Annotated in this window: 7 protein-coding genes and 3 pseudogenes; 6 read left to right on the forward strand and 4 right to left on the reverse strand. The window is 59.3% G+C overall.

Going from position 1 to position 8547, the window contains the following annotated elements:
• From AB4Y34_RS39845 to AB4Y34_RS39860, 4 genes and pseudogenes are all read right to left on the reverse strand, one after another.
• Positions 1-81: pseudogene (locus AB4Y34_RS39845) on the reverse strand (IS5/IS1182 family transposase); the annotation flags it as partial.
• A gap of 562 nt (positions 82-643) precedes the next feature.
• Positions 644-1765 carry an aminotransferase gene (locus AB4Y34_RS39850; RefSeq protein WP_368719127.1) on the reverse strand — a complete coding sequence of 374 codons (1122 nt, stop codon included), beginning with the start codon at positions 1763-1765 and terminating at the stop codon, positions 644-646.
• 97 nt (positions 1766-1862) lie between these two features.
• Entirely contained in the window at positions 1863-3104 is a 1242-nt protein-coding gene (locus AB4Y34_RS39855) for an NAD(P)/FAD-dependent oxidoreductase (RefSeq protein WP_368719128.1), read from the reverse strand.
• 99 nt (positions 3105-3203) lie between these two features.
• Positions 3204-3993 (reverse strand): annotated as a pseudogene (locus AB4Y34_RS39860) (ABC transporter substrate-binding protein).
• A gap of 235 nt (positions 3994-4228) precedes the next feature.
• Between AB4Y34_RS39860 and AB4Y34_RS39865 the strand changes: the two are divergent.
• The 6 genes and pseudogenes from AB4Y34_RS39865 to AB4Y34_RS39890 all read left to right on the forward strand — a co-directional run.
• On the forward strand, positions 4229-5200 hold the full coding sequence (locus tag AB4Y34_RS39865) for an ornithine cyclodeaminase family protein (protein ID WP_368719129.1): 972 nt from the start codon (positions 4229-4231) through the stop codon (positions 5198-5200).
• Positions 5201-5293: 93 nt separating this feature from the next.
• Positions 5294-6028 (forward strand): succinylglutamate desuccinylase/aspartoacylase family protein, encoded by a 735-nt coding sequence (locus AB4Y34_RS39870; protein ID WP_368719130.1) that lies wholly within the window; start codon positions 5294-5296, stop codon positions 6026-6028.
• Between the two features lie 6 nt (positions 6029-6034).
• Positions 6035-6439 carry a hypothetical protein gene (locus AB4Y34_RS39875; protein WP_368719131.1) on the forward strand — a complete coding sequence of 135 codons (405 nt, stop codon included), beginning with the start codon at positions 6035-6037 and terminating at the stop codon, positions 6437-6439.
• 176 nt (positions 6440-6615) lie between these two features.
• Positions 6616-7143: a succinylglutamate desuccinylase/aspartoacylase family protein gene (locus tag AB4Y34_RS39880; protein ID WP_368719132.1), complete on the forward strand. Its 528-nt coding sequence runs from the start codon at positions 6616-6618 to the stop codon at positions 7141-7143.
• A 76-nt stretch (positions 7144-7219) separates the two neighbouring features.
• Positions 7220-7936 carry a transcriptional regulator gene (locus tag AB4Y34_RS39885; protein WP_368719133.1) on the forward strand — a complete coding sequence of 239 codons (717 nt, stop codon included), beginning with the start codon at positions 7220-7222 and terminating at the stop codon, positions 7934-7936.
• Positions 7937-8135: 199 nt separating this feature from the next.
• Positions 8136-8547 (forward strand): annotated as a pseudogene (locus AB4Y34_RS39890) (DUF4158 domain-containing protein); the annotation flags it as partial.

The following is an 8547-nucleotide window of genomic DNA, read 5'->3' on the forward strand; positions in this document are numbered from 1 at the left end:
CAGCGTCAGATACGGCGCCGCGAAACTCCATTCCTCATCCGACACATCTGTCGGATACCCTTTGCGGTCGGTTCTTTTCATCCCGCCAGGATACCAGGTCTCAATCGAAGTTCCTAACACGCTCTAAGGCTATGAGATAAAGATGGCGCGTCCTAAGTGACGCCCTGATGACGAGCGCGTCCTTGGGACCAACCGAGGTAAAGAGCCCAGCGCCAAGCAGCAGACCTTCGAGATATGACGGGGAGTCGAGCATGAGAAACCCGACAACCTCTTAAGCTGGACCGGTAGTAAGTGGACCATAGAAAAATATCGAGTGCGATCGGTACTGTCAACCCCAAATACACCCACCGCGCTCTCCAGCACTTGTACACGCAGCCTTCTCTGCCCACGTGTTCTAGTCAGCTCATTGGGGAACTCCGATCTGATCGAGTGCGGATGCAGTTTTCGTATTTCCTCAGTGTGCTCGACACGCGGTACAAGAAGGAGAGCGGCCGCAAAGAAGGCGACTCCCGCTATCGTAGCAACCCCCGCCCTTCGAAAGACGGTCAAGGAACGTTGATCACCGGCGCCTGAGGCTGCTCAAGGTCAGCCTCAGGCGCCGTAGGTTGGCTATAGCGAGATGGGACCTGTCACCATTAAGAGATCAACCTCTTTGCGCCAGGAATTGTGAGATCTTGGCGAGCCCCGCTTCCAGCACTGTCCGGTTGTTGGCGTATCCAAGGCGCACATACCCTTCCATGTCAAGCGCACTGCCCGGCGTCAACATCACGCCAGTCTGTTCGATCAACTCGATGCAGAACTCGCGCGAAGACATGGGCAGGTCATACTTCAGTAGCGCCGTGGTTCCGGACTTCGGCTTGACGTATGAGATGGCAGGTTCTTTTTCAATCCACGCATCCACGATCGCAAGGTTCGTCCGCACTATGTCGTGGTTGCGAGCGAGAATCGCCGCGCGATTCTCCAACGCAATGGACGCAAAGTGATCATCGATCATACCGACGCTGATCGTGTTGTAGTCGCGATGAATCGCGACGGCACGAATCAGATCTTTCGGTCCGGCGACCCAACCGAGCCGAAGACCCGCCAGCGAATAGGTTTTGGACATGCTACCGGTGCTGATGCCGCGTTCGTACACGTCAGCGATTGAAGCGGTATAGCCGCTACCCTCCTGATCAGTGCCGCGATAGACCTCGTCGCACAACACGTAAGCGTCACATGATCGCGCAATCTCGCCGATCTCGGCGAGAAATTGCTCGCCCATCAGGGAGCCAGTTGGATTGTTGGGGTTGTTGATCGCGATCAGCCTGGTTCTGTCATTAACCAGACTGCGCAATTCATCGAGATCTGGAAGGAATCCGTTTTGCTCACGCAACTTCAGAATTCGTACGTCGGCGCCGTAGCTTTCCGGAATCGAGTAGTGCTGCTGGTAGGTAGGCAGAACCGAAATGACCGTGTCGCCCGGCTCGACGAGCGTCTCGTACACCAGCGCATTACCGCCAATCGCGCCGTGCGTCACGATCAGATTATCGGGCGACTGATTCGTGTACATCGCCGAGATCGTTTCACGCAATCGGGCCGAACCTTCGATGGCACCGTAAGTGAGCTTGAGCCCGCGAAGTTCGTCAAGAATGCTGTCCTGCTTGCCCGTGAGGGTCAGCAACTGGTCGACGGTCAGCGATTCCACGCAGGTTTCAGCCAGGTTGTACGTGCATTTCGTTTCATATAGGTCCATCCAGCGCTCAACGCCGAAGTCCTTGATCTTCATTTCGCTCTCCTGTTCTTCAAATATGTGCGAGTGTTTGAGGCAACTGAAGCGCTGCCCTCGTGTGTTCACATGAGCCGCTTCATTCAAGCGACGGAAACTAGCCGAACCTTTCGGGGCGGAACGGATGTGGATCGACGAAGGGTTGCGCGCCCGTCATCATTTCCGCTAGCAAACGTCCCGTCACGGGCCCCAGTGTCAACCCATGGTGGTTATGCCCAAACGCGAACCAGAGTCCGTGATGACGAGGCGCGCGCCCGATCACCGGCCGCATGTCAGGCGTGCAAGGACGCAGGCCGAGCCACGGGGCCTCGTCCATACGCATACCGAGACCAAATATCGGTCGGGCAGTACGCTCCGCGCGCTCCAACTGGATGCCTGTCGGTCTCGCATCGCGTCTGGCAATCTCGACGCCCGTAGTCAGCCGCAGGCGGCCCTCCATCGGCGCGACCACATAGCCTTGTTCCGAGTCGACCAGCGGCATCGACAGAAGCGGTCTCGTCGGTTGATAGTGCATGTGATAGCCGCGCTTCCCTCGCAACGGGACGCGGTATCCCAGCGGCTGGAAGATCTGATCCGACCACGGCCCCAGCGCCACGACCACTTCGCTCGCGCTGATCGTACCCGACGATGTCTCGACACTCCACCCGCCCGATTCGGCCTTTAGTGTGGTCGCATCACCGATCAACAGCGTCCCGCCAGCCTCTTCAAACAGACGCGCGTAGCCCTTCGTGAGCTTGCCAGGATTCACTATGCTCATCGGGTCCTGCCAGTGCAACGCGCCGCAAAATTTGTCCGCAACGCCAGGCTCGCGCGCCCCGAGCGCGATCGAATCCAGTACCGTGACCCGCAATCCATAAGTACGCGCCGCAACTTCGGCCGCGGCTCTTTGCCTTGAAAATTCCGCCGGGCTGCGGAAAGCCTCGATCCAGCCACTGTCACGAGCGAGGCTCCCAAGGCGGCCACGCTCGATCAGCAACTCGTGTTCAGCAACACTTTGGCGTATTAAGGGCAGCATGTCTCGCGCCGCGACCATCAGCCGCTCGGGAGACGACTCCCGCCAGAAGCGCGCCAGCCAGGTGAAGAAATGAGGCAGCGCGCGATAGTCCCAGTACAGTTCCGTCGAACGATTGCGTGCGTAGCGCAGCAGCGTGGCCAGGTCGCGCGGGAACGCGTAGGGAACAACTGACGAACTCTCGATCAGTCCCGCGTTGCCGAAACTGGTTTCTTCACCCGGCCCGCGCCGATCGACCAGCGCCACGCGCCGCCCACGATCCTGCAGATGCAGCGCAGAAGATACGCCAACGATCCCGGCCCCCAGCACGATGACATCAAAATCCATAGACTCGCTCTGCTCTTCCCTGTCCCGACGGGGCGCGTGAATACGACCTCGCGCCCGCGAGGCCGGTGCGGAGCCATCCCGCACCGGTTTGACGCGCCCTTATCTCGCTATGATGTCGCGTTTGAAATATTTCTGCGAAAGCGCGCTCAAGGTGCCATCTTTCTTCAGCGCGTCGAGCGCAGCGTCTACCTTGGTGAGAAGCGCCCTGTCGCCCTTGCGCAGACCGAAACCGGTGCCTTCACCAAGCGTAGCCGGATCACTGAGCGGCTGCCCTACAACGGCGTAGTCATGACCTGCCGGCTTGCTCAGGAAGCCGTCCTGTGCCGTCTGTGCTTCCTGAACGGCAGCGTCCGACGCGCCCGCCAACCAGATCCGCGTACACCTGATCCTGGTCAGCGTAGGAGACGATCGATACGCCCGCAGTCGCCCAGTGGCGCTTCAGAAAATCCTCCTGTGAAGATGCCTGCAGCACACCCACGCGTTTGCCCTGCAAACTCTTGACGTCTGGCAGCAGTCCGGAACCTCGCTTCGCCACCGTAACGATTGGCACGATGTAGATGGGCCGTGTGAAGTCGATGCTCTGTTTCCGCTTACCAGTGATATTCATCGCCGAATTGATCACGTCGAATTTGCGGGCCTGCAGCGCGGGAATCAGCCCGTCGAACGCATTCTCGACCCACTGGCATTTCACGCCCATCCTGGCGCAGACGGCATTGCCGACGTCGATGTCGAAGCCCTGCAGCGGGCCCGCAGGCGACTTGCTCTCAAACGGCGGATAGGCTGCCTCGATGCCGAATCGCAAAGTATCCTGGGTTTCCGCGCTGACGCTGCCGACCGAACCGAGCAACGAAGCCGCGACGAAAAGCGAGAGTGAAATCTTCTGAAGCATGATGGTTCCCTATGTGGTTGGGATCGCCGATGCGGCGCGAATGACCGCCGAGTGCCTGCCTGGAGAGATTGCACGCGGCTGCCGGAAGAAACGCCGTCTGCCCTCTCTGGAACGAGAGTCTATTCTGGACTAAAACAAAAGCAAGACTTTTCAAAAATAAAATTCCAGATTGGACATTTTGACTTAGAATTGCCTCCAACGCCGATGGTCGGCTCCGTCCCGGAGAGCAGTTCGAATGAGCACCACGCCCGCAGCATTCCCCCTCATCGTCAGTCAGGAAACCGTTCGCCAGGCCTTACCCCATCTGGATGTGCGCAATGCGTTGACCCGGATGTTCCGCTCGCTCGCGAAAGAAACGGCCGTGCAGCCGCCGCAGACGCTGACGCTCTTTCCCGGCGGAGAGGGAGACTTCATCACGTATCTCGGCGTCATGGCGGGTGCCAAAGTATTCGGGGCGAAGCTCTCGCCATACATCATCACGCCGTCGAAACCCGTTATCACCGCCTGGACCGCGCTGATGTCGATGGAAACTGGGCAGCCTCTGATGTGGTGTGATTCGGGCCTGCTCACAACAGAGCGCACGGCCGGCGCCACCGCGCTCGCGGTGGATGAGCTAGCCAGGACCGATGCCAGCACGCTCGCGATCGTCGGCGCAGGTGCAGTCGGGCAGGCTCATCTGCGCCACCTGGCGACGGTGCGGCCATGGGAGTCGATTCACGTGTTTTCGCCCGAGTTGCGAGAAAACACCGGCAAACGCGCGGAGATCGCTGCTCTGGATGGACGTGTTACCGTTTGCGCCACGATAGAGGATTGCGTAGGCAATGCCGATGTGGTTGCCCTATGCACATCATCCGGCACTCCCGTGCTGAACGAAGGCATGCTCAGCCAGCCCACCCTCATTACGTCCATCAGCACCAACGCCGCAAATGCTCACGAAATGCCGCCTGCTTGGATCCCACAAATGGATGTCTATTGCGACTACCGGCGGACTACCCCATCCAGCGCTGGCGAAATGAAGTTGGCCGCCGAGCGGCATGGCTGGTCGTCCGAAAGCGTCTCAGGCGATCTGGCAGAACTTGTAGCCGGTGCGGCGAAAAAGCCGTCCTATCAAAAACACGCGTTTTTCCGCTCGATTGGGCTCGGCCTCGAAGACGTGGCCATTGCATTCGAGCTATTCAGATATCTGGGTGGAAAACACGCCGCGTGATGCGCCGCCAGCTCGGTCGCCGGCTTCAATATCAAGGTATCGGCAGATCCCGATTCATCTCAGACACGTCCTCAGACGGGCACAGGAGCATTGATGAGCCACCGGCGTTTGGACATTCCGCTACCTTCGCCCGCCCCGGGTGTCAGTCTTAATCTCGTGGCTCACCAGTTTGGCAACCGGTCCAACGGACGCAGTGCCTATTTGCATGCTGGGCTTCATGCCGACGAACATCCCGGCTTGCTCGTGCTTCAGCATCTGCTTGAGCAGCTTCAGCAGCTCGATGCGGCCGGTGCGATTGATGGCTTCGTGACGATTGTGCCTTACGCGAATCCGATCGGTATGTCGCAACGGCTCTTCGGGCCAATTGCTGGCCGCTTCGACTTTGATAACGGCGAGAACTTCAATCGCAACTTCCGGCTTCTCGATGAGCGGGTAGCTGCACACATCGCCAACGCCCGGGATGGCAAGATGACGCCGGGCGAGTGGAAAGCGCTATTTGCTGACAGCCTGGCTCAGATTGTTGCGACCAGCCCGGCGCAAGTCATGAAGCGGGAACTCGCCAGACTGGCGATCGAGCATGACATCGTGCTCGACCTGCATTGCGATACGGATTGCGTCCCGCATGTTTATGCCTCTGAACTTCAGCGTCAGCGGGCCACAGAACTTGCGGAAATCATGGGCGCACCGGTCGCTCTGATTGAACCGCGTGACGCTGGCGGCGGAGCTTTCGATCAGGTGCATTCCAGCGGCTGGGGAACGGTACAGGCGGCAGGTCTCCTATCCGAAAACGAGAGCGGCTTTAGCGCGACCATCGAGTTGCGCGGATAGGCAGACGTGAGCGACGAACTGGCTTCGAGAGATGCGTCAAATCTGCTGCGCTTTCTGTCTCGCGAGGGCGTACTGACGGCCGAAGTCCCCACAGCGGCCGACTTTGCCGCTGGCCGGGTTGCGGTCTTTCCGCTCGATGGTGCGTCTCACTTCCAGTGCCCCGTCGCCGGTGTCATCGTCTACTACAATGCACCGGGTGACCCGGTCAGTGCCGGCGAGGTCATTGCCGAAGTGGTTCGCCTCGACGGTGGAACGTTCAACGAGCGTGTGCGAATCCTCAGCGATGTCGACGGGTTGATGATCGTGAGACAACTGCACAAGCTGGTGCGCCCCGGACAACGAGCGGCGCTTCTCGCGGGTGAGCGTCCGGTGCGGGACAGAAATCGCGGCAGCCTCCTGCTCGACTTTTGATTCTGGCTGTATTCAATGGCTCCGCTGGAACGACGGCGAAGTGAGAGGAGACGGGTCAGTGGATACGCGGGTTGTAGCACTGCTCCGTCATTCATTTGCATTGTGACAAGACAGCGATTATGCATATTTACAGCTCCTGGGATCATGACGATCGCGCGAGAGCACTGAGTCGCTGTATGGGAGCGCGCGTTCTGATCCTCGTAGATAACGCTGGCGGAGGAACGTTCGATCAGGCGTTCCGGGACGCGTGGAGGTTTTTGAAGCAGTTTGGCGTGTGTTCTGATTCCTCGATTGGCCGCGGCCAGCGCGACGTCAGCGACGAACTTGCCGCCGCCGACGCCGCCGGCCTTGTCCATTTCTTACAGGCAGAAGGTATCGTCAGAAGCGATGCCGTCGAGGCCGTCGGCTTCGACCCACAGGTGTTTGCGCTCAATGCTGTTGCGCACATCGCGACGCCGGTCGCGGAAGTGATTTCATGGAAAGCGGAATGTGGTGACCAGGTTGAGCACGGCGAGACTATCGCGGAGATAGTCGCTTGCGACGGTAACGTTCCAGCGCAACGTACGCGCATCAGCGCAAGCACAGCCGGAGTTCTGATCGCACGGGCGCACGTTGCTGTCGCTGCGCCCGGTCAGCGCATAGCGATGATTGGTGGGAACGCAGCGCGTCCAGAACGCATCGACGGCAAACTGCTTCATGACTGATCTGGACCAATGCGCGTATCGCCTCGCCTCAGCCGGGCGGCCAGCCTCGCTAAAGCCGGGCGTCGCTCATGGCAAAATGCAACACATCTCGCAGATTTGCAGCACCGCCGCGGAAACACGTGCACACTGCCCGAAACTCGAAACCCCTATGCGAAAACCCAAGACAACCGCTACCCGCCACCTTCTGCTGGACCGATACAGTCGCGTCGCCGACGGTATCGCGTTGCTGTTTTTCCCGTACGTCGAGATAGTGATTCACGACCTGCAAAGTCAGACGGTTGCTTACATTGCCAATAACCTGTCCAAACGGGAGCTCGGCGACGAATCCGCATTGGAGGAGATTGATCATTCAGCAGCGTCGGGCACCGTCGGGCCGTATGAAAAGATCAACTGGGATGGTAGACGCATGCGCTGCGTCAGCACCGTCCTCTTTGACGACACCGGTACGGCCGTTGGCGTGATGTGCGTGAACTACAACATCGCGGTCTTCGAGGACATGAAGCATGTCATCGATCGCGTGATCTCAGGCGCCGGCGTAGTCAAGCAGCCTGATGAACTGTTCAGGGACGACTGGCAGGAGCGCATCAATACCTTCCTTCACACGTGGTTGCAGGAACGCCAGTTGGCATTAAATTCGCTAACCCGCGACCACCGCCGCGAACTGGTCGAAGCGCTTTGGGCACAGGGAGCCTTCAAGGGCAAGAGCGCTGCGAACTATGTAGCCAACGTACTGGGGATGGGGCGAGCCACCGTTTACCAACATATCAGGGATCTACGAGGTGAGGCAGCTTGATACGCGCGGATCCGCAAGCAGTACGACGCGAGTTCGGCGCATTGCGGGCAGCCCTTACGGGATATCAACAAGGTAAGCGTAAATTCCTATCATAAGCCTTGTAGTTATAAAGACTGCGCCGGTTATTACGATTTGTGCAGTAACGTCTGATTTTTCTTGCGCTAATCTGAGCGGCCCTCTGCGATCCGGACGATCCGCAATGGCTACCCTCGAACGCACCGCGTACCCGCGCTTCCCCGAGGTCCTGGCACCCCGGGAACTGCAAACCTGCTACACGCCACTGCCCGACGAGCTCGAATGGGCACGCCGGTCAACGCGCGGCGAGCGACCTTGACTGGGCCTGCTGGTGCTGCTGAAAGTCTTTCAGCAACTGCACTATTTCCCTCCGCTCGCTACCATTCCGGCCGGCGTCGTTGAACACGTTCGGGCAGCCGCCGATATCGGCGACACCGTGCAATTCGGCTACGACACTGAGACCTCCCCAACGCTGTTCCGGCATTACGCGGCGGTTCGCACCTGGCTCGACGTGAAACCGTATTACGGCACCGACGCGAACGCGATCGCGACACGGGCAGCGCATACGGCGTCGCTGACGATGGACCAGCCGGTGG

Source organism: Paraburkholderia sp. BR10954 (assembly GCF_040965775.1).
In the GTDB taxonomy this organism is placed as follows: domain Bacteria; phylum Pseudomonadota; class Gammaproteobacteria; order Burkholderiales; family Burkholderiaceae; genus Paraburkholderia; species Paraburkholderia youngii.

Coding starts and splice junctions, on each gene's coding strand:
- AB4Y34_RS39850 (WP_368719127.1), bottom strand. CDS start 1,765: ATGAAGATCAAGGACTTCGGCGTTGAGCGCTGGATGGACCTATATGAA.
- AB4Y34_RS39855 (WP_368719128.1), bottom strand. CDS start 3,104: ATGGATTTTGATGTCATCGTGCTGGGGGCCGGGATCGTTGGCGTATCT.
- AB4Y34_RS39865 (WP_368719129.1), top strand. CDS start 4,229: ATGAGCACCACGCCCGCAGCATTCCCCCTCATCGTCAGTCAGGAAACC.
- AB4Y34_RS39870 (WP_368719130.1), top strand. CDS start 5,294: ATGAGCCACCGGCGTTTGGACATTCCGCTACCTTCGCCCGCCCCGGGT.
- AB4Y34_RS39880 (WP_368719132.1), top strand. CDS start 6,616: ATGGGAGCGCGCGTTCTGATCCTCGTAGATAACGCTGGCGGAGGAACG.
- AB4Y34_RS39885 (WP_368719133.1), top strand. CDS start 7,220: ATGCAACACATCTCGCAGATTTGCAGCACCGCCGCGGAAACACGTGCA.